Origin of the sequence: Carnobacterium mobile DSM 4848, assembly GCF_000744825.1 — a bacterium.
Classification (GTDB): domain Bacteria; phylum Bacillota; class Bacilli; order Lactobacillales; family Carnobacteriaceae; genus Carnobacterium_A; species Carnobacterium_A mobile.
In genome coordinates this window covers 1,681,477-1,702,351 of sequence record NZ_JQMR01000001.1, presented here as the reverse complement: position 1 = coordinate 1,702,351, position 20,875 = coordinate 1,681,477, and the positions used below count along the sequence as shown (strand labels likewise).

Annotated in this window: 18 protein-coding genes and 2 pseudogenes; 13 read left to right on the top strand and 7 right to left on the bottom strand. The window is 38.8% G+C overall.

Features of this window, described 5'->3' with window-relative positions:
- Window positions 1-5 precede the first annotated feature (5 nt).
- Window positions 6-1,010 (top strand): adenosine deaminase, encoded by a 1,005-nt coding sequence (add, locus tag BR87_RS08095; protein WP_035030792.1) that lies wholly within the window; start codon window positions 6-8, stop codon window positions 1,008-1,010.
- Window positions 1,011-1,087: 77 nt separating this feature from the next.
- Here the strand turns inward: add and fabV are convergent, their stop codons facing one another.
- Window positions 1,088-2,284, bottom strand: a complete 1,197-nt coding sequence (gene fabV / locus BR87_RS08090) for an enoyl-ACP reductase FabV (RefSeq protein ID WP_035030789.1) — start codon at window positions 2,282-2,284, stop codon at window positions 1,088-1,090.
- 216 nt (window positions 2,285-2,500) lie between these two features.
- On the opposite strand from fabV, the gene gloB reads away from it, so the two are divergent.
- From gloB to BR87_RS08070, 4 genes and pseudogenes are all read left to right on the top strand, one after another.
- A complete protein-coding gene (gloB, locus tag BR87_RS08085; RefSeq protein WP_035030786.1) occupies window positions 2,501-3,205 on the top strand; it encodes a hydroxyacylglutathione hydrolase in 705 nt (234 codons plus the stop codon).
- Window positions 3,206-3,267: 62 nt separating this feature from the next.
- A pseudogene (locus BR87_RS12860) lies at window positions 3,268-3,669 on the top strand (M20/M25/M40 family metallo-hydrolase); the annotation flags it as partial.
- A gap of 351 nt (window positions 3,670-4,020) precedes the next feature.
- The gene (locus BR87_RS08075; RefSeq protein ID WP_035030784.1) at window positions 4,021-4,728 is read left to right on the top strand and encodes a DNA alkylation repair protein; all 708 of its coding nucleotides are present in this window, start codon (window positions 4,021-4,023) and stop codon (window positions 4,726-4,728) included.
- A 126-nt stretch (window positions 4,729-4,854) separates the two neighbouring features.
- Complete coding sequence (locus BR87_RS08070) at window positions 4,855-5,721, top strand: alpha/beta fold hydrolase (protein WP_035030781.1); 867 nt, start codon at window positions 4,855-4,857, stop codon at window positions 5,719-5,721.
- 81 nt (window positions 5,722-5,802) lie between these two features.
- On the opposite strand, the gene BR87_RS08065 is transcribed toward BR87_RS08070, so the two are convergent.
- The 3 genes from BR87_RS08065 to BR87_RS08050 all read right to left on the bottom strand — a co-directional run bounded on the left by BR87_RS08065 (window position 5,803) and on the right by BR87_RS08050 (window position 9,433).
- Entirely contained in the window at window positions 5,803-6,480 is a 678-nt protein-coding gene (locus BR87_RS08065) for a PspA/IM30 family protein (RefSeq protein ID WP_035030778.1), read from the bottom strand.
- Window positions 6,481-6,506: 26 nt separating this feature from the next.
- The gene (locus BR87_RS08060) at window positions 6,507-7,565 is read right to left on the bottom strand and encodes a TPM domain-containing protein (protein ID WP_211249981.1); all 1,059 of its coding nucleotides are present in this window, start codon (window positions 7,563-7,565) and stop codon (window positions 6,507-6,509) included.
- 359 nt (window positions 7,566-7,924) lie between these two features.
- Complete coding sequence (locus BR87_RS08050) at window positions 7,925-9,433, bottom strand: DUF1846 domain-containing protein (RefSeq protein WP_035030775.1); 1,509 nt, start codon at window positions 9,431-9,433, stop codon at window positions 7,925-7,927.
- 363 nt (window positions 9,434-9,796) lie between these two features.
- On the opposite strand from BR87_RS08050, the gene BR87_RS08045 reads away from it, so the two are divergent.
- Window positions 9,797-10,618: a tryptophan-rich sensory protein gene (locus BR87_RS08045; protein WP_051929745.1), complete on the top strand. Its 822-nt coding sequence runs from the start codon at window positions 9,797-9,799 to the stop codon at window positions 10,616-10,618.
- A 281-nt stretch (window positions 10,619-10,899) separates the two neighbouring features.
- Here BR87_RS08045 and BR87_RS08040 read toward each other — a convergent pair whose 3' ends face one another.
- Window positions 10,900-12,360 carry a PTS transporter subunit EIIC gene (locus tag BR87_RS08040; protein WP_051929743.1) on the bottom strand — a complete coding sequence of 487 codons (1,461 nt, stop codon included), beginning with the start codon at window positions 12,358-12,360 and terminating at the stop codon, window positions 10,900-10,902.
- 386 nt (window positions 12,361-12,746) lie between these two features.
- Here BR87_RS08040 and BR87_RS13500 point away from each other — a divergent pair, with 386 nt between their 5' ends.
- Both BR87_RS13500 and BR87_RS13495 read left to right on the top strand, forming a co-directional pair.
- Window positions 12,747-13,202 carry a BCCT family transporter gene (locus BR87_RS13500; protein WP_211249980.1) on the top strand — a complete coding sequence of 152 codons (456 nt, stop codon included), beginning with the start codon at window positions 12,747-12,749 and terminating at the stop codon, window positions 13,200-13,202.
- Window positions 13,203-13,252: 50 nt separating this feature from the next.
- Window positions 13,253-14,252: pseudogene (locus BR87_RS13495) on the top strand (BCCT family transporter).
- Between the two features lie 53 nt (window positions 14,253-14,305).
- On the opposite strand, the gene BR87_RS08030 reads toward BR87_RS13495, so the two are convergent.
- Entirely contained in the window at window positions 14,306-15,496 is a 1,191-nt protein-coding gene (locus tag BR87_RS08030; RefSeq protein WP_035030772.1) for a coenzyme F420-0:L-glutamate ligase, read from the bottom strand.
- A gap of 557 nt (window positions 15,497-16,053) precedes the next feature.
- Between BR87_RS08030 and BR87_RS08025 the strand changes: the two genes are divergently transcribed.
- The 4 genes from BR87_RS08025 to BR87_RS08010 all read left to right on the top strand — a co-directional run bounded on the left by BR87_RS08025 (window position 16,054) and on the right by BR87_RS08010 (window position 18,564).
- On the top strand, window positions 16,054-16,614 hold the full coding sequence (locus BR87_RS08025) for a DUF488 domain-containing protein (RefSeq protein ID WP_035030769.1): 561 nt from the start codon (window positions 16,054-16,056) through the stop codon (window positions 16,612-16,614).
- A gap of 305 nt (window positions 16,615-16,919) precedes the next feature.
- A complete protein-coding gene (locus BR87_RS08020; protein ID WP_211249977.1) occupies window positions 16,920-17,354 on the top strand; it encodes a VOC family protein in 435 nt (144 codons plus the stop codon).
- Between the two features lie 83 nt (window positions 17,355-17,437).
- The gene (locus BR87_RS08015) at window positions 17,438-17,998 is read left to right on the top strand and encodes an NUDIX hydrolase (RefSeq protein ID WP_035030766.1); all 561 of its coding nucleotides are present in this window, start codon (window positions 17,438-17,440) and stop codon (window positions 17,996-17,998) included.
- Between the two features lie 62 nt (window positions 17,999-18,060).
- Entirely contained in the window at window positions 18,061-18,564 is a 504-nt protein-coding gene (locus BR87_RS08010; RefSeq protein WP_035030763.1) for a YehS family protein, read from the top strand.
- Between the two features lie 96 nt (window positions 18,565-18,660).
- Here the strand turns inward: BR87_RS08010 and uraA are convergent, their stop codons facing one another.
- Entirely contained in the window at window positions 18,661-19,935 is a 1,275-nt protein-coding gene (gene uraA / locus BR87_RS08005; RefSeq protein ID WP_035030760.1) for a uracil permease, read from the bottom strand.
- A gap of 291 nt (window positions 19,936-20,226) precedes the next feature.
- On the opposite strand from uraA, the gene BR87_RS08000 reads away from it, so the two are divergent.
- On the top strand, window positions 20,227-20,781 hold the full coding sequence (locus BR87_RS08000) for an NADPH-dependent FMN reductase (RefSeq protein ID WP_035030757.1): 555 nt from the start codon (window positions 20,227-20,229) through the stop codon (window positions 20,779-20,781).
- Window positions 20,782-20,875: the final 94 nt, after the last annotated feature.

Genomic DNA, 20,875 nt, shown 5'->3' with positions numbered 1-20,875 from the left:
GCAACTTGCAGAGAAACATCGTTTATCAACTACCTAAAGTAGAATTACACTGCCATTTAGACGGCTCTGTCCCTTTAGAAACGTTAAAAAAATTGGCAGAAAAACAGCCATTCAATATGGCGTTACTTGACCAAGTCGTTGCGCCAACAAAATGCAGCAACTTAGTTGATTACTTAAAGAGCTTTGATATCATTCATCAACTGATGCAAACCTACGAACAATTAGAAGAATCAGCTTATGCGACTATTAAAGCAGCGGCTTTGGAAAATGTTCGCTATATGGAGTTGCGTTTTGCCCCGCTTTTACATACTGAAGCAGGTTTATCAGTATCAGAAGTCATCGCAGCAGTCAGCGAAGGAATTCGTCGTGCTATGGAACAACACAACATTATAGTAAACTTATTGGTCTGCGGCATGCGTCAGCATTCCAATGAAGACAATCTTGTTATGCTGTCTGAAGTAATGAATACGAAAGAAGACTTAATGGTTGGTTTTGATATGGCCGGTCCAGAACCTGATTTGGCGAATGACCATATTGAACCCCTGACCGCTTTCGCGCAAGAAAAGGGATTACAAGTTACTCTGCATGCTGGTGAATGCGGCTGTGTTCACAATGTTGTTCAAGCGATACATTTAGGAGCAAAACGTATTGGACATGGGATCGCTATCCGAAAAGATGAAGCGGCACAAACACTTTGTTTGGAAAAAGGAACGGTTATTGAAATGTGTCCGACCAGCAATATCCAAACGAATGCGGTTGATGACTGGGCAGACTACCCTTTGCTCGATTTTTTGAAAAAGGGAATTAGCTGCTGTATCAATACCGATAATCGTACGGTGTCTGATACAACACTGACTAGAGAATACTTGCTTTTGGCTGAACAGTTTGGAATCAGCTACTCAACGATGAAGTTGCTGAATTTAAATGGCTTAGCAGGGGCTTTTACGAGTTTAGAGGTAAAGGCGCAGCTTTCTAAACTAATTGAGGACGCTTATGAGCCCTATATCTAACAAAAAAAGAGGGTGTTTATTATGGGTTTGTAACCCCCTAATAAACACCGTCTTTTTGAAAAATTCATACTAAAAAGTTAATACGTTAATGCTTTTAATTCTTCTAGAGTAACGTCTTGTTCAACATAGTTATCAACCAGGAAGCCGCTTAAATTTGAGAACTCTTTGTAAAAAGTGTCATAAGCTGTCATGTCAGAATTAAAGTTTTCTTCATTTAGTTTTAAAATAAGTTCCTTCGTTTTGGCTTGAGTGTCGCTGTCAAGTTCCCAACTATCCGGTCTTAGTCGGCCGACTTCATCATATTCGGCTTTGTCACCATAAATCATTTCTCGATAAATCCGATCTTGATGCATAATCGGTGTTTCGTGGGTACCTTTCTCTTCCATGACTTTGTAAAGACCAATACAGTAAACTGGGAAGAAAGGAATAACTGAACTTGCTTTAGTGGTAACGGCAGTGGCAACCACAATCAGGGCTTTGCCGTTAATATCAGTCAATAATTCATTGATCGCATTTGCCTTTTCATCACAATCGGCTTTAGCGCGGCCAAGCGTACCGCCGCCATAGTAATCATGATTCAGTTCAGTTCCTAAGTAAGAATAATTAGTTGTGAGAACTCCATCTGCCAACACGTCGGCTTCTTTTAGGGCTTCCATCCATAGTTGCCAGTCTTCTCCACCCATTACTTTGACGGTATCATGGATTTCTTGTTCAGTTGCAGGTTCCAGCGTTTCAGTATAGAAAGTCTGCTCTTGCATATTGATATTAGGGCCAACAACCGGTTCCCCAATGGCTTTAATGGAAGAAGTATAGGTCTCTCCAGTATCAGGATCGGTTCTTCTACCGCTTGCCAGACTGTAAACGACTAAGTCTACTTTGCCGCCAAATTCACTCTTTATATAATCGATGACTTCTTGTTTACTTTCATGGCTGAAGGCGTCTTGCACAAAATTTTTAGCAACCAGACCTTCTTTTTCAGCAGCTTCTCGAAAAGCAATATTGTTGTACCAGCCAGCTGTCCCTAGATTCCTTTCATTCTTTGGTCCTTTTTCAAAAGAAACGCCGATCGTATCTGCTCCCGCACCGAAAGCCAAGTTGATCCGAGTGGCTAAACCGTAGCTTGATGATGCGCCAATGATCAATACTTTTTTTGGACCTTGGTAAGTCCCTTTGTTTTTCACATAGTCAATTTGATTCACTACTTCTTGTTTGCATCCAAGTGGATTGATACCTAGGGCTACATTTCCCCGTATATTTTGGTTAAATTTCAACATAATGTATATTCCTCCTTTTCATCGTCATAGGAATATAATATCAGAAAAAGCACCTTAAGCATAAGTTATCTACTAAAATTTTAATTTTTAAACAAATAAAGCAAATGCCCAACCTAATCAAACGGTGGTTACCCTGACTGAATATTTGATAAGAATTATTGATTTACTTGGAAATGAATTAATTACAGCAAAAATTAAAAATGAGGAGGAACAGTAATGAATATACACCCAATTAAGGCCTTTTCTGACAATTATATTTGGATGATTGAAGAAGGAACAGAAGCAGTGGTAGTCGATCCAGGAGAAGCTGAAGGTGTGATGGATTACCTAAAAGAACAGCAGCTGAATTTAACTGCCATTCTTTTGACCCATAACCACGAGGACCATATCGGTGGAGTAAAAGAGATCTTAGCGAAATACTCGGATACTCCCGTTTATGGACCAGAAGAAACCGTGCCCTTAGCTGATCGCATTGTTCAAGAAGGAGAAAGTTTCAAGTTATTGGGCCAACATTTTCAGGTCATCAAAACAGGAGGGCATACCCATGGGCACATCAGTTTCTTAATGGGAGATAAAGCCTTATTTTGTGGAGACGCCCTGTTCTCAGCAGGCTGCGGCCGGGTGTTCACCGGAGATTACCAAGCCCAATACGATGCCTTGCAGAAATTCAAACGCTTAGGTGATGAAATACAAGTTTATGCAGCTCATGAATATACGCAAACGAATCTACGTTTTGCCCATTCTGTGCAGCCGTCTAACAAAGCAGTTTCTGAAGCATTAGATCAAGTCAATGATTTGCGTGCAAAAGAAGATCCCACTTTACCGTCAACTATTGGACGGGAGAAAAAAATCAATCTGTTTCTTCAGGCAGAGACAGTGGAAGATTTTGTAGCGTTGCGCAAAGCACGTGATGATTTCTAAAGAGATATACAAAAACGGATGGAAAGTACAAGATTTTCCAGTATTTTAAAGCTGCCAATTAGTTGAAAAACTTGTTTAAAAAGCACGAAACCGATTCAATATTGGTCAACTATTCTCCTGGACGCAGTAGTTTAGTTGCTGAATTAAGCAATGGAGAAGGTAAAGTATTAGGATTTACTGGACACAAGGATGTGGTGGATGCAGGCGACGAATCTCAAAGGACTTATCCTCCGTATGAAGGGCATAAGAAGGAAATAAAATATATGGCCGCGAAACAACAGATATGAAGAGTGGACTAGCTGCTATGGCAATTGCGATGATTGAATTGAAAGAAAAGGGCATACCAATTAACGGGAAAATTAAGCTTCTTGCAACAGTTGGAGAAGAAATCGGCGAACTAGGCTCACAGCCATTAACTGAGGAAACATGACTTAGATGGTTTGATCATTGGAGAACCCTCTAATTTATGGTCCAGGAGAACCAACCTTGCCACACCAAGTTGATGAATATGTTCAAATAGACAACTATTTGGATATGATTGAGCAGTATCAAAATAGTACAAAAGAATATTTGACATAACAAATCGTTATTTCTTAAACGGTTATTTTCAAACCACTTTATAAAATAGACTAAGTTTAGTATAGGGAGTTTTCTTCCAACATATCTTAGTCTATTTATTGTTTCATTTGAACAAAGGAAGAGAAGAATACTAAACAATTATGGTAAAATTAAAAAGAATAGAAGCTACAAAAAAAATATCAATTTGATTCTTCGATTTAAGCAGGAAGTAAAATTAAGAAAGGAAGTACAAAAAAATGGATGTCGAAACAGTGATGCAGGAGCTTGAAGCCTTAGGTAAGGAAAGAACGAAAAAAATATACCTATCCAACGGTGCCCATGAGCCGCTTTTTGGCGTGGCTACCGGTGCGATGAAGCCAATGACAAAGAAAATCAAAATAAATCAACAGCTGGCTGAAGAGCTTTATGCTACTGGGAACTATGATGCCATGTACTTTGCAGGGATCATTGCCGATCCGAAAGCCATGACAGAATCCGATTTTGACCGTTGGATAGATGCCGCTTATTTTTATATGCTATCTGATTATGTGGTGGCCGTAACATTGGCTGAGGCTGATATTGCACAAGATGTTGCTGATAAGTGGATTGCCAGCGGTCAAGAATTGAAAATGTCTGCAGGCTGGAGCTGCTACTGTTGGCTTCTAGGTAATCGACCGGACAATCAATTTTCTGAAAGCAAGATTTCCAATATGTTGGATATTGTGAAAAAGGAAATTCATCAGTCACCAGAGCGAACGAAAGCATCGATGAATAATTTCTTATACACTGTTGGTGTTTCATTTTTACCACTAAACGAAAAGGCCATTGAGGTCGCAAGAGAAGTAGGGACAGTAGAAATTAAGCGAGAAAAGAAAAAAAACAGTCTCTTAAATGCTTATGAAAGCATCCAAAAAGAAAAGGATAGAGGAAGGCTAGGTTTCAAACGCAAATATGTAAGATGTTAGCATAAACTTTGTGTAAGGATGTTTGTTTAAGAAGAACTAGATCATAAGCAAATAGAGAACCACTAGATTTTTTCGAAGAGCAGACTTGTCCCTCTTTTCTTAATAGGTTAGGAGGTTTTAAACTAGATGGGGATGACAAAAGAGCATTTATATGTAGAAACGAATGGAATTAAACTGCACGTTGTTCAACAAGGGCCTGAAGAAGGACAACTGGTTATTTTGCTGCATGGGTTTCCCGAATACTGGTATGGCTGGCGCAACCAAATTTCTGATTTGGCAAATAAAGGATTCCGAGTATGGGCACCGGACCAAAGAGGGTACAATCTCAGTGATAAACCTAAAAAAGTAAGTGACTACCGAATAAATCATTTAGTTGAGGACATTGCGGGTTTGATCAAAGCTTCTGGAAAAGAAAAAGCGATTCTTGTGGGCCATGATTGGGGAGGAATTGTGGCTTGGAGAGTGGCGAGAGTGTATCCTGAGCTGCTGCAGAAGTTAGTCATCCTCAATGCACCTCATGAAGCAGCTATGACCAGACAAATCTCACAACACCCCGTACAAATTCTGAAAAGCTCATATATCCTTTTCTTTCAATTGCGAGAGATACCGGAGAGATTATTTAGACTGTCCGATTGGAATTTTGCGGTAAAGGTGTTGAAGAATAGCAGCCAGAAAGGTACATTCAACAAGGATGATTTACAAAAATACCGTGCTGCCTGGTCTCGATTGGGAGCCATGCGTTCGATGATGAATTGGTATCGCGCTAATATACGCAACCTTTCCGACCCAACTATTCCATCCCGAGTCACTGTGCCCACCTTAGTGATATGGGGAGCCAAAGATCACTTCTTGGGTCATGAGTTGGCCAGTAAAAGTCTTGAATTTTGTGATGAAGGCCAGGGAGTACTACTAGGAGAAGCTACTCACTGGGTGCATCATGAAGAACCAGAACATGTCAATAATCTGATTGTTAACTTTATCGATGAACTATAGTGCTATGAAAAAAATAAAAGCAGAACAGTCTTTTGAATAGACCGTTCTGCTTTTGCTCGTTTCAATAGAAAAAATCCGTTATTATAAGCCCATTTCTGACTTCAGACGGCTCAGCTCGTCTTCAACAGCAGCTGACCCTTCGCTAGAGTATTTTTCTTCCAGTGATTTAGCTTCATCAACCGGCTCTTGGTTTAATTCTGACATCGCATTGGCTTCATCCAGCATCCGATCAGCTTTATCTTCCATCCGTGAGAATGAACCCATTGCACCTTGCGTTTTGCCAACAGATTCGCTGACATTGTTCAGCTTTTCCTGCGTTTTCGCTACAGACATCTTGCCTTTGATCATGGCACGACGACCTTTTAAAGTTTCAATATCAGAAGCCAGTTTGTCATGCATTTGACGCATCTTCATTGCATTTTCGTGTGCAGCAGCATAAGATTGTGCCAAGCCGGTACCGACGTTTTCCAATTCTTGTTTTTTCTTCAGGAAAATACGTGCATCGTCTTCATTGCCAGCTGATAAAGCTTTTTTAGCGTAATCATTGTATTTCATCACTTCGGCTTCGTTTTGGTCAACTGCACGTTTAGTACGGGTTTCTTCTGCAATGACCCCAGCGGTATTGCGTTTAACTTCTGCCAAATCTTCTGTCATGTTACGTAAGTACTGATCGATCATTTTTTCTGGATCTTCCATTCGGTCGATAAGTGAGTTGATGTTCGCACTAATAATATCGGAAAAACGGTCTAAAATAGCCATATTGTATTCCTCCTTAAAGGGTAGTTTTATTTTTTATCGTCTTCATATTTTTTTGCCAAATCTTCTGCCTCTGAGCTGCCGTATTTTTCCAGTGGTGTGTTGAGGATAGCTTCAGTTTGCTTAGCTTCAAGGTTCTTCTGTTGTTTGGAGCGTTGCCACCAAATAAAGAGCAGACCTATCAGCAGTACGCTGCCAATAACGATAAAGACAGTAATCCATGGAGATTTAGTAACTTCCATGATACGGTCAGCTGATTTTTGAAAAGCCTGACTGAAAACTTCTTCGTCTGACAAACTATTATCGTAATAATAGCGGTCAATGTAATCTAATAGAATGTCGCCGGCTTCTGCATCAATGACGCTTTTCGCCTGTGTTCCGGTCACATAATAATCCATATATTGACTCGGGACAGGTTCATAGAATACAAGTAGGAGATGTGCCTCATCTGTAAATAGCTGATCATAAAGTTGATTGGCAAAGTTAGCCATTTCTTCATTTGTCAGATTCGTACTAGTAGACCCGTTGATCTTGTCTGTAATGTAAACGTAAGGCTGAACGCCTGTTTCATTGTAAAAATGCTTCAGACCTTTAGTTAATTCTGTTTGGTTGCCGATCCAACCAGCTTCATCTGTAAAGTAAGCTGTTTCATTTACAGAGCCTTTGTCTAACGGCTTACGTTCTATCGTTGATTTCGTGATATCATTCGAACCACTAGTAGTGCTGCCAAACAATAGGCCGCCGCTAAATAAAGAAAACAGAACAAACAAAATGAATAAGATAATCAAGATTGTTCCACATCCGCATCCGGAGTTTCCTCCTCCGCCACCATAATAACTTGGTCCTCTTCCGTAACGACGTCTTGATCCGCCTGGTATAAAGATGGGTCCTGGCCTGAAAATCGGTCCGCCTGACCCGCGGTTGCCACCATAAGATCCGCGGCCAGATGAACCGCCGCCAAATGAGCCACCGCCTCTACCGCCGCCGCTGCTGCGACCGGCACCTCCTCTGTTTCCGCCGAACGAACCGCCGCCGCCTCGGCTTCCACCGAATGAACCACCACCTCGGCTTCCACCACCTCTGCCCATAGAAGCACCTCCTTTTTTACCGTTGTATTTTTTGCTTTAAATCTAGCATAGCAAAAGAAACCCTGTCAATTTTTACGCCCTATGGCCTGCTTATTCTATTTCTTACTAAAGATAAAGTGAGTTGGATAAATTAGGAATGAAAGATTTCTTTTACTATTAGGAAGGACCCTTTAGGAATATATAATGGAATAACCTCGATTATTTCCAAGAGATCTTGAGTAGCAGAATTCTACTAGAAGTTTCTAGAAAAATGAAGTAACTGCTTTGAAATAAAACAGGCTCATTCTCGTTTTCTAAAGAAAAGCAAGAATGAGCCTGTTTGACATATAAATTAGACAATAGAAGCTAAATGTATCTTTTTAATTGTAATACAAGTTTTCGGTTGGATATACTGGATCATTGGTGATATCAATGCCCAGTTTTTTCATAGTTTGTTCGTTTTCTCTGTTTAAAATAACCGTTGAATGAGCTTGTGTATCTTTAAGATTAGGCAGCTGATGATAAGCAAGCTGAGCTGTCGGGTTGGTTACCGCACTGATTGCCAATGCAATAAGCAGTTCGTTGGCACTCAATGTTGGCACTCTGCTGTTCAGATCATCTATTTTTAAATGCTGAATAGTTTGCAAGATCATTGGAGCTAAAAGATCAATTTCATCTGAAATATTTGCCAGTAACTTTAAAGCATTCAAAATAGCAGCAGCGGAAGCATCCATCAGTGTTGTAGTTCGTCCTGTAATGATTTCACCATTGGGCAGTTCGATTGCGATGACGGCTTGCAAATTCGTGCTATTGAATTTTTCTTGTATGGCTTTGGCATAATGACGAGCCGGCAGCACAGGCACGCGATCTTCCTGTTTCTGATCGGTTTCTTCTAAGATGACTTGCATGCGGCGCAAAGTTTCTTCATCAGCTGTACCTTTTTTATAATCGTTTTCGACAGCAAAACTGCGGCGGATAATTTCTTGTTTTGCTGCTTCCTGAACGACTTGGTCATCAATGATACCTGTTTTTAGACGGTTGACACCCATATCTGTTGGAGATTGATAAATGGAGTCTGTACCCGTTATTTTTTCAATGATGCGCTTGATGACTGGAAATGTTTCCATATCACGATTGTAATTGACCGCTACTTCCCCATAAGCTTCATAGTGGTAGTTATCAATGACATTTACATCTTTTAAATCAACGGTTGCTGCCTCATAAGCAATATTTACTGGGTGTTTCAATGGAAGGTTCCATACTGGAAATGTTTCAAACTTGGCATAACCTGTTTTATTGCCGTTTTCGTATTCGTGATACATCTGATTAAGGCAAGTAGCTAGTTTCCCACTTCCAGGGCCTGGGGCGGTCACTACAACAATTGGTTTTGTCGTTTCAATGTAAGGATTTTTAGCGAATCCTTCTTCTCCTACAATCGTTTCCACATTCGTTGGGTATCCTTCAATGGCTTGGTGTGTATATACTTTGATTCCGCTGCGTTCTAGTTTGGTTATAAATACACTGGCATTCGGCTGGTTTTGGTAACGTGTAATCAATACGCTATTAACAGAAATGCCATAAGCTCTATACTCATCAATCAATCGCAACACATCTTGATCGTAAGTGATGCCATAGTCTTCTCGCACTTTGTTTCGTTCAATATCTCCTGCATAAACACAAATGATAATTTCCGCCTGTTCTTTCAATGTTGCTAGCAATTTCATTTTGGCATCTTCATCAAATCCTGGCAAGACACGTTTAGCATGTTTATCACCAATCAATTTTCCGCCAAACTCCATATAAAGCTTATCGTAATGTTGTACACGTTCCAAAATATAAGTAGATTGTTCGTGCAAGTATTTCTCTGAATCAAATCCAATTTTTTTCATTATTTCCTCCCGCCTGTTTTCTGTTCTAAAGACATTCTTTCGCAGCTGACACATTGCTTAACCAAAGAAGTTCAGCCTTTACACATCTTTTATCATTATAAAGCTCTTAGGAAAATTGACAAGAGTAACTCATGGAATGGAAAAGGCGTTTTCTTGAAAGCTGCATGCTTTTCATGTAAGTTTAACATATGGAAAACGCTTGCTGACATACCCAGTTTAAATGAATTAACGTATTTAACTGACCTGTTATTTTGCAATTGTAGTCTGAGTTAAAGTAAAATAGCAGAGGAAATGATAAAAAATAAAGAAATAAAGCAGTATATTTTTCAAAGTAGTGTAAAAATCTTGTAGGAGGAATGGAATATGAAAACAGCTGTAAAAACTTGGGTGAACGCCATTGTATTTGTCATTGTCTTAGCGATTAATTATATAAGCAGTACAGGAGTGATAAATAATACGGATCAAAAAGAAATGTCTGATAAATACCTTACTCCGATCACACCGGCTCCTTTTACATTCGGTATATGGGGAGTGATCTATACACTACTTTTCATATCGATCATTATCCTGATTTTAAATCGGAACAAAGAAAGCTATAAAAGAACTATCGATACACTATCGCCTCTATTTTGGTTATCGTCCCTTTTTAATATAGGTTGGATCATTACTTTTTTATACGATCAAGTTTTGGTGTCAACTGTCTTGATATTGGCCCTTACAGTAGTTCTCGCAGTGATCAATCGACTGATTGTAAAAATCAATGACAATAGGAAAAGCATTTTATCTCTTACATTTGGACTTTATAATGGCTGGTTACTAATAGCGTCCATAGTGAATATCGCAGCTTACCTAGAGAAAATTGACTGGAATAGAGGAGGACTTTCAGAAGAAACATGGGGAATTGTTTTACTGAGTACGGCACTTGTAGTAGCTATTTTAATGATGGTCTTGCTAAAAAATGCTGCTTTTACTTTGCCAGGAGTATGGGCTTGTCTTGGAATTTACCAATTTTTAACTTCTCCTGAAGGATTTGATAACCTATATTCCCGTTTACCGATGATTTCTATCGTGTTCAGCGTTATTTTGGCTATCAGTGCCTTAGCACAATTTAGAACCAACAAGTGGAAAGTAGTACCAGTCCCAAAACACAATTTTCATTATAGAAAAGGGATGAATGGACTTTAAACGATGGCTATAAATAGTACTTTTTTAACTAATGGATTTATAGACTTTCCCTACTTGAGAGGTTGTTGAGCTGATCATCTCTAGTTTGGACAAGTTCCTATTAAAAAAATCTAAGTTTGTCCTTGTATATGGAATATTGCCGATTTCGGCAACAAACTTAGGAGGAAAACCTTAAAATGTTATAAATTATCAAATAAAAGAGAAAAAATTGTGCCACACCTCAAAATATTAGATTGGTGATTCTAATTTTTGAAGTGTGGCACATTCTTTTTACTGAAAAGCTACGATAACGGAACTTTTGCTGGGTTTTTTGGTTTTTCGCGTTTTTCTCTCATTTGCATGGAATCGTTGTAACCCCAGAAGTAAGTGAGTGCAAACGAAACAACCAAGGTAACCGCCGTTGCAAGCAGTGCAAACCAAAAGTTAGAGGTAATCCCTAATTCGGGGTCTATATAGGATGGAAGCCCAATGAGCGAACCGATAATGCTCCACATATTCACATCAAACAAACCGACAAGAAAACCGCCAACTGCACTGCCGATACTGGCACAAATAAAAGGACGAAGGTAACGCAGCGTGATGCCATAGATAGCTGGTTCAGTAATGCCGCAAAATGCGGAAATAGCTGCTGCATACCCAATTTCTTTCAATTCTGTTTTTTTAGTCTTCATAGCGACCGCCAATGCTGCACCGCCTTGTCCAACAATTGTTACACTTACCATGGCTGAGAGGTGGCTATACCCTAAAGTTGCAAAATCATTGATATAGATTGGCATAATACCCCAATGCAATCCAAAAATGACGAGTATTTGATAAAAACCGTCAATAATGGCTCCAAAAATAGGCGCGTTCCAGTTCAGGAAAGTTTCAAGACCGCTTGCTAAAGCAAAAGATAACCAGGTAATGACCGGTCCAGTGATCAAAAAGGTGATTGAAGTGACTAAACCGATAAGGATGATAGGGTTAATAATGGCTTGCAGAAAAGCAGGAACCCAAGTTTTGAGCCAAGCTTCTAGTTTTTTTACCAACCAGGCCGCTAATATCATGGGGAAAATAGAGTAAGAATAAGAAACAAATGGAAAATCAACAGGGCCAATTGATAAGACATTCAGCCCCTTGTCAGCAGCTTCGAGCAGGGTTGGATAGGCAATGGCACCGCCGATGACGGCTGTTAAAACGGAATTTCCGCCTAATCTAGTGGCAGCATTAAAACCAATCAAAATAGGTAAGAAGTAAAAGACTGCATCAGCCATTGCACTGACAAGCAAATAAAAATTACTCGCTTCAGATACTACATTTAATCCAGTTAATAAAGCCAATAAGCCTTTCATCACACCTGAGGCAGCAAGAATACTGATGATCGGAGTCATGGATCCTGTGATGGTCCCTAATAAAAGGTTGAAACGACTTTTCACTTTTTCTAAGGTCGTTTTATCTTCTGAGTTTTCAGGAATAGGCTCGGCACTCTCTGATTTATTTTCAGAAAGAGATAATGTGGACATGACAGCATCATATACATCGTTAACAGCTGGTCCAATAATGACTTGGTACTGACCGCCGCCAGTCGTGACTCCAAGCACACCCGTTAACTTTTGGAGCGCCTCGTCATTGGCTTTTGACTCATCCGTTAAATAAAACCTGAGGCGTGTGACACAGTGAATCAACCCTTCTATATTTTCTTTACCGCCGACATAGCGAATGATGTTTTCAGCTAAACTTTGATAATCTTGTGTATGTTTCATAGCAGTTCACCCCTTTTATGTATTCGGTTCGTTAAATGTATATTCTCATATCTGCGCTGATCGTTCCACTATTTGACTCAGAAGTTACTGTGTTTGTATGCTTTATTGTGATCCGTGAACCTACGAGATAATCTGCAAAATAGTTTTATGTACCTTATCGTTAGAGATTTAGACTTTTTAAGGGATTTAAACCGTTTTTTGACTTTAGCTGATGTATCATCTGGCAAAACAATAAGAGAAATTCATAAAGAGATATTTTCTTTAGGGATTGCTGATTGAAAATACACCGAGTATAAAAGCATACGATGAAGTCAATTAGCTTGGTATAATGCATTTCTCTTCGTATAATGTATAATAAGAAGAGTTTAAAAGAAGGAGGAAAGAATATGAATCGCGGAAAAAAGGATTATACAGCATATCTATCATCCGTCATTATTTGTGTCCTCTTTACGATATGGGGAGCTATACCGGGCAGTTTGCTGGGAAAGTACTCTATGAGTCATGTTGCAGAGGTGTTGCAAACGTTTATTTCGAAAGAATTCGGTTGGTTATATGTACTATTGATGGTAGTAATTTTGATAGCAGCTGTTTACTTACTGTTTTCTAAATATGGAAACATCAAATTGGGACGTCAAGAAGACAAACCTGAATTTAGTTATTTCTCTTGGGTGGCTATGTTGTTTAGTGCAGGAATGGGGATTGGATTAATTTTCTGGGGAGTGGCTGAACCGGTTATGCATTTGCATGATCCCGCTATTCCTTCTTCTGATAAGTTGGCAAATGCCAGAGAATCTATGACATACACCTTTTTTCACTGGGGCTTGCAGCCATGGGCGTTATAGTCTAATTATTGCTTACACAACGTTTAGAAAAGATAAGCCTGCTATTATTAGTGAAAGTGTCACTCCATTGTTTGCAAAGAGGAACGATCGGTACGATCGTGGATACGATTGCTATTATTGCCACCGTATTTGGAGTAGCAACTTCTTTAGGATTAGGAGCTCAGCAAATCGCAGGGGGACTTAGTTTCTCAATCAGTTGGATACCGAATACATTTGCTGTTCAGTTGGCAGTTATCATAACTGTGACCGTTCTTTATTTGATCAGTGCCACGACTGGATTAGATAAAGGGGTTAAAATTTTAAGCAACGTAAACAGTGCATTAGCTGTTCTTTTAATGTTAGCCGTTTTGTTTATTGGACCAACGGCATATTTGTTAGATTTATTCGTGCAAAGTGTAGGGAACTATTTCCAAAAACTGCCGGGAATGAGTTTCCGATTAGCAGCATTCAGTCCCGAAAATAGACAATGGATCGACAAGTGGACCATATTTTACTGGTCATGGTGGATTTCATGGGCGCCTTACGTGTCTTCGTTTATTGCCCGAATTTCAAAAGGCAGAACGATTCGCGAGTTTGTCGGAGGAGTGCTTATCGTTCCAACCGTCTTTACATTTCTTTGGTTTTCTGTGTTTGGCGGGACTGGAATTTGGCAAGAACTGTTCAATAACAACAACCTCATCCAAGTCATTACAGAAAAAGGAACAGAAACAGGGCTATTTGCGATGCTGGAAAGTTATCACTGGAATCGCCATTTTATTGATTTCGACTTTCTTCATCACTTCTGCCGACTCGGCTACTTATGTATTAGCTATGTTTAGTACAAATGGTAATTTGACGCCGCATGCACGGGTTAAACTCCTCTGGGGGGTTATTATGTCTAGTATAGCAGCAATTTTACTTTATGCAGGAGGGTTAGAATCTCTGCAAGCTGTTGCTGTACTTGGCTCGTTTCCATTTTTATTCGTTGTCATTCTAATGAGCATCAATTTCTTTAAGTGGCTCGGAGAAGAAAAGTCGGTAACTGGAAAAAAATTAAGTAAGGAAAAATAATGGTCAATATAATAAAAAAAAGATGCCTCAAACGAAGCATCTTTTTTTTGATTTTAATTTGTGTAATTATCGAAGTACCCTTGGATATAGACGATCGGTGTTCCTTTGTCTCCACTGCCGGAAGTTAAATCAGATAATGAACCAATCAAGTCTGTTAGTCTGCGAGGAGTAGTACCTTGTGCTTCCATCGCACCGACCAAATCGTCCTTTTTGTTCTGAATGTATTCAGAAATCGATTGTTTTAATTCTTCTCCCCGAAGATGAGAGAAGTTATTATCGGCTAAGTATTTCAATTTTACTTCGTTTGGCGTCCCTTCAAGACCTGAAGTGTAAGCAGGCGAAACAACTGGATCGGCAAGTTCCCATATTTTTCCAACTGGGTCTTTGAATGCTCCATCGCCATAAACCATGACTTCAATGGTTTTGCCTGTTAGTTCTTTTAATTTGACTTGAATGCCATCAACAATAGGCTGGCAATTATTTGGAAAGAGTTTCAAAGTATCTTCTGTTGCTTTATTTGACCCAAGCAATCCATAAGCTTCATTAAAGCCGCTGCCATTGATCGAAGTTGCTAAAATATCATCAAGACCATAGACTGTTTCAGCACCATTTGTTGATAAAATGCGTTTTGTTCTAAAACGTGAATGAATATCACTTGTTAAGACGTGTTTAGTATAGGTTAAAATAGTTTTGGGGTTATTTGAGAAAATGACTTCGCACGTTGCACCTTCAGCTTCGATCAATTCTCGATAGTAATCGATATAATCAATTCCGGTAAAGCGGTGTTTTTTATAACCGAAATGTTCACGGAATTCAGCTTCTGTTAAAACATCTGTCCATGGATTGACACCTTTGACATCCAGTTCATCGATTTCGACCAGTTGATTTCCAACTTCATCAGAAGGGTAACTCAACATTAAGACAATACTTTTTGCCCCTTTAGCAATCCCGCGCAAAATATTTGCAAAGCGATTACGACTCAATATTGGGAAAATGACGCCGATTGTTTCATCACCAAATTTTGCTTTGATATCCTCAGCAACATCATCAATCGATGCATAATTTCCTTGTGCGCGCGCTACAATGGATTCGGTTATAGTAACAATGTCCCGATCTGCAAATGAAAAACCTTCATTTTTAGCTGCGTTTAATACCGTTTCTACTACAATTTCTTCGATATCGTCGCCTTTATTGATAATTGGACCACGAAGTCCGCGTACTACTGTTCCTACTGTGTTTTCCAATATAATCTCTCCTAATTATGATGCTCTATATGAATAGCTGAAATAAACTATTTCCATTTATTCATTATACCTTTCTGGATAGCTATAAGTAAAATAGAATATTGTGCTAGATAAATATAATGAATGATTGGAGAAATAGTTTCTCTTACTTCTGCCATTCCTCTAGATTTCTATTTCAAAAGATATTATCTCATACAAAATTAGAAGAAATGCGAATGGAACCTTTTTATAAGATTCAAATGGAGGTTATGTACCCTAACGATAGGGAATTCCACTTGTTAAGGCATGTAAATAGGGTTTGCGTACCTTAACGCTAGAAAATTATGCATGTTAAGGCACATAAATAGGGTTTACGTGCCTTAACGCTATAGATTTAACCTCTTTAAGGTACGCAAATAGAAATGACATACTTTATCGCTAAAATATTCTCTTTGCCATAAGCTGAACTAAAGCAGTTTTCATTTTCAAAGGCTTGTTAAAGTGGCATTCTAATGTGTTTTCCTGTTAAACTTGGATAAACAGCAAATGAGTAGGACAAAAGGAAAGGCGGAATTAAATTGGACATTTATACCATTGGCCATTCAACACATAGCAGCGAAGAATTTAGCGACTTGCTAAAAGCCTATAAAATCGAAACGCTAATTGATATTCGTTCTTATCCAGGCAGCAAACATATGCCGCAATTTGATAAAGAAAACATGGAGAAATGGGTACCTGAATACGGTATTCGTTATCTGCATCTGCCTGCATTAGGCGGCAGAAGAAAGAAAAATCACGAAATAGATGCAGCATTGGTCGATGGCTGGAGAAACACTTCTTTTCGTAATTATGCTGCGTATAGTTTAACAGAAGAGTATGAAAAAGGAATCAGTGAATTGATGGCCATTGGAAACGAAGAACGCGTATGTTATATGTGTTCTGAAAGTGTTCCGTGGAGATGCCATCGGTTGATTGTATCCAATACACTGGCATTAAAAGGGCTGAAGGTTCATCATATTATGACGGAGAAAAAAACGATTGAACATGAGATCGGAATGTATGGAGCAAAAGCGGTCATTGAAGGAGCTACGCTTATTTATCCTGAGCAGCAAGCAGATACAGAACAGCCTGCTGAATAAAGCTGAAATTTTTGTAGGAATAGAGAAAAAACTGCCGCTTATGTTTTGATTAGCATAAGCGACAGGTATATTTTCTGTAATTTAGTAAAGGGCTAAGATAACGCCTTATTTGCAATTACCTTACTTTAGGTAATATTGTTTAGTTCATTTCTTGCACGGTAGAATAATTACCAGCATTGTCTCTGAAATTCAACATTCTAAAATTACTTTATTTAAATCGAACTGTCTTTAAGGGGTCTATTTTAACGACAGGATGGTATACTATAACTGATTTGAAAAACCCATGATTAGGAGTGTGTAGACTAATGATTACAGGCGTTGAATTAGATTTTATTGTAAAGGATAGTAAAGCTGCTTTGGAACAGTACAAAGCCATATTTGATGTTACAGTAGTTGAGGAAACCAATTTTAAAACGGGCAGCAATGAAGCAGTATTTAGTATTTATGGTGCGCGTTTTCATATGCTCGATGAAAATCCTGAATACCAATTATTCGCACCAAAAGAAGGCAGCAGGCAATCCTTCTGGTTCAATGTAACCGTTCCGGACATTCAAGAAACAGTTGATAAAGCTAGTGCTGCAGGAGCCACAGAAATTCAACCGGTCACAAGAATGGAAAAAATGGGTCTATCGAATGCGGTGTTTGCTGATAGCTTTGGGTACGTCTGGATGTTACACGAAATCCACCATGAAGTATCTTTTGAAGAACGTGAAGAAATTTTGAGTAAGGATTTTGAATAAACGATAAACCAGCCTTGTCTGATGAAAATTTCAGATTATAAAGAGGGTTTTTCTGAATAGGATTTGTCGAAGGAGATTTTTACATGAATTTAAAAGAACAAATCAGCCAATATCAGCCTTATAATGCTCAAGAAGCGAAAGAACAAGAAGTGATGCTGCATTACATGGATACTTTTGATGATTTGCTGACGCGTGAAAATGAATTGGCTCACTTTACTGCATCAGCTTGGATCGTTAACCCGGATCGATCGAAAGTAGTGATGGCCTATCATAATATTTATCAATCTTGGTCTTGGATTGGCGGTCACGCGGATGGGGATGCAGATTTGTTGCATGTGGCGTTGAAAGAAACCGAAGAAGAAACGGGCTTAACGGCTATTACTCCGGTCTCAAAGAACATTTACTCACTTGAAATCTTAGGAGTTCCGGCTCACTTAAAAAAAGGTGAACCGATCGCTACACATCTGCATTTAAACGTGACGTATTTGATTGAAGCGGACGAAAATGAAAAAACAACCATTAAACCGGATGAAAATAGTGCAGTGAGATGGATGGATTTAGATGTAGCCGTAAGTGCCTGCACCGAGCCTGAGATGAAAGTCGTGTATCAAAAGCTGAATGAGAAATTAAAAATGGTTAAGTAAATTAGAGTTAAAAAAGCAGCCATTTAAGCAAGGATCAAATAAAGGAATTTTGGAGGGCAAAGATGAATAATAATGATAGATTAGTGCGCTTAAGATATGCACTAGATATAAAAGACTTAGATATGGTTGAAATTTTCAAATTAGGCGAGTTGGAAATAAAAATAGAAGATGTTCAAAGAATGCTGCTCAAAGCTAAAAAAGATGAAGATTCTACAGTTAATGAATACTTAAAAAAATGTGATAATCGGACATTAGAAGCTTTTTTAAATGGCTTGATCGTCTATAAAAGAGGAAGACAAGAAACAAAACCGGGGGAACCGCAAAAACAAGAATTTATGATCAAGAATGAGCGGAATGTGAACAACGTTTTATTGAAGAAAATAAAAATTGCGCTTGCTCTGACAAGTGAAGAGATGTTGGACATCTTAGATGAAGCAGGAGTGCATTTGTCTAAAAATGAATTGAGTGCGGTATTAAGAAAAGAAGGTCAGCGCAATTATAAAGAATGCGGCGACAGATATGCTAGAAACTTTCTAAAAGGCTTGGCATTAAAATACCGCGACTAAAAAATGGAAAGCGTAAAAAAAGAGGAATCAGTTATGCAGTCAAAGCTGCACAGCAGATTCCTCTTTTACTATTTTATGGAGTGTTTCTGCTTTTCTTTAGTCTTCGATTGTTTCGTTCATCCATCCAGCTTTATCGAACAAGTAGAAGCAGATACTTAAAATGATTCCGACAACACTTGCTAAAATCATGCCTTTTAATTCAACACCGGCAAAGTTAACTGTCAAGCCGCTTAAACCAGCCACAAAAACGATTGAAGTTAAAATCAGATTTTTCGATTTACTGTAGTCAACTTTTGATTCAACCAATAAACGCAAGCCGCTTGTTCCAATCATTCCGTAAAGCAAGAAGGTCACGCCGCCAATAACATCTCCAGGAATAGTAGAAATCAATGCTGCTAAGGGTCCAACAAAAGCCATACAGATTGAAAAAATAGCCGCTCCGGCAATTACGCGAACACTATAGACGCGTGTAATGGCCATTACTCCGATGTTTTCACCATAAGTAGTTGTTGGAACTCCACCAATTAAACCTGATAATGCAGAAGCAAAATAATCAGCAAATAAAGAACGGTGCAAGCCTGGGTCTTTCATCAAGTCCCGCCCAATCACATTTGAAGTGACTACTTGGTGGCCGATGTGTTCCGAAGTTAATACGAGAAGGACGGGCAGCATAGTGAGAATAGCCTGTACATCAAATTTCGCCCATTGAAAATGTGGCATAGTAAACAAAGAAGTTTCCAACACCGGCGTAAAGTCGACCATTCCAAAAGCGATAGCTGAAAGGTAACCCACAATAATAGAAATTAAAATAGGAATCGTGGATAAAAACCCTTTAAATAAAACGGATCCTAGAATAGCAACACCTAGCGTGATAAAGAAAACAATAAAGTCTTGTGTTGCAGCCGTATCTGTCATCAAATTGGCACCAATTGAACCGCCTTGAACCGTATTGCCTGCTAATTCCAACCCAATCAAGGCAACGACGGCCCCCATTGCAGCTGGCGGAAGCACAATATCAATCCACTTTGTACCTACGCGATGAATCAAAAGAGCTAAAAGACACCCTATAATACCTAGAATAACGAAAGCGCCTTGTGCATATTGAAAGCCTTGATTAGCAATAATGATGCTGGTTGGGCCGATAAATGCAAAACTGGAACCCAAGTAAGCTGGGGCTTTTCCTTTTGTGATCAAAATGAATAACAATGTTGAAATACCATTCATCAATAAGACAATACTTGGGTCGATTCCAAAAATAATGGGAACTAAAACCGATGCTCCAAACATAGCAAATGTATGTTGTAAGCTAAGGGGAACAAGTAATTTCCCTGGGACCTTTTCATCGACTTGTATCATTTTCTTTGTTGACATCTATGATTCCTCCTAGTGGGCATAAAAAATGCCCTTTTGAATTTATTATTCGCAAAAGGACCTAAGGTATCAAATATGGATTTGTTACCCTTTTTAATCTCTCTGGATTAATTTAAAAGGATTTTGCTTCATTTATTCTAGCAGTAAACATTCTGAATTACAATCTTCTCTTGTTAAGAAATGCAACTTTAGAAAAAGGCCGGAATACCAAGAGGTATTAGTTGCATCTCACAAAAATTAGCGTTAAACTTTATTTGGTTACAAAAAATAAGTGAAAAGGAGTTTGGTAAAATGACTAAAAATATCGGTATTTTAGTAGGTAGTTTACGTAAGGCCTCCTATACAAAAAAAGTAGCAGAAGTACTGGCAAACATGTTTCCTGAAGATTATAACGTATCTTTTATAGAGATAGGTGATCTTGATCTTTATAATCAAGACTTTGACGATGAAGGAAATGTTCCAGAATCTTGGAAAACATTCCGTCACACAATGGAATCCATTGATGCTGTTTTATTTGCCACTCCGGAGTACAATCGTTCTGTTCCCAGTGTCTTAAAAAATGCGATCGATGTTGGTTCTCGCCCTTATGGTGCTAGTGTTTGGGACACAAAACCAGCAGCAGTTGTCAGCGTTTCTCCAGGAGCAATCAGCGGATTCGGAGCCAACCATCATTTACGCCAATCCTTAGTATTCCTGAATATGCCGACTCTTCAACAGCCAGAAGCTTATATTGGAAATGTGCTCAACCTTTTAGAAGAAGATGGGTCAATTACTAATCAAGGAACTTTAGACTTCTTCCAAATGATTATCGACTCATTTGTTGAATTGATTAAGAAAAATAGCTAAATGACAATCACAGAGGAGCATGATCACACTTATTTGTGTGGCTGTGCTTTTTACTTTTATTATTTTCTTCACGCTTTTTGAGTTTTAATGGTAA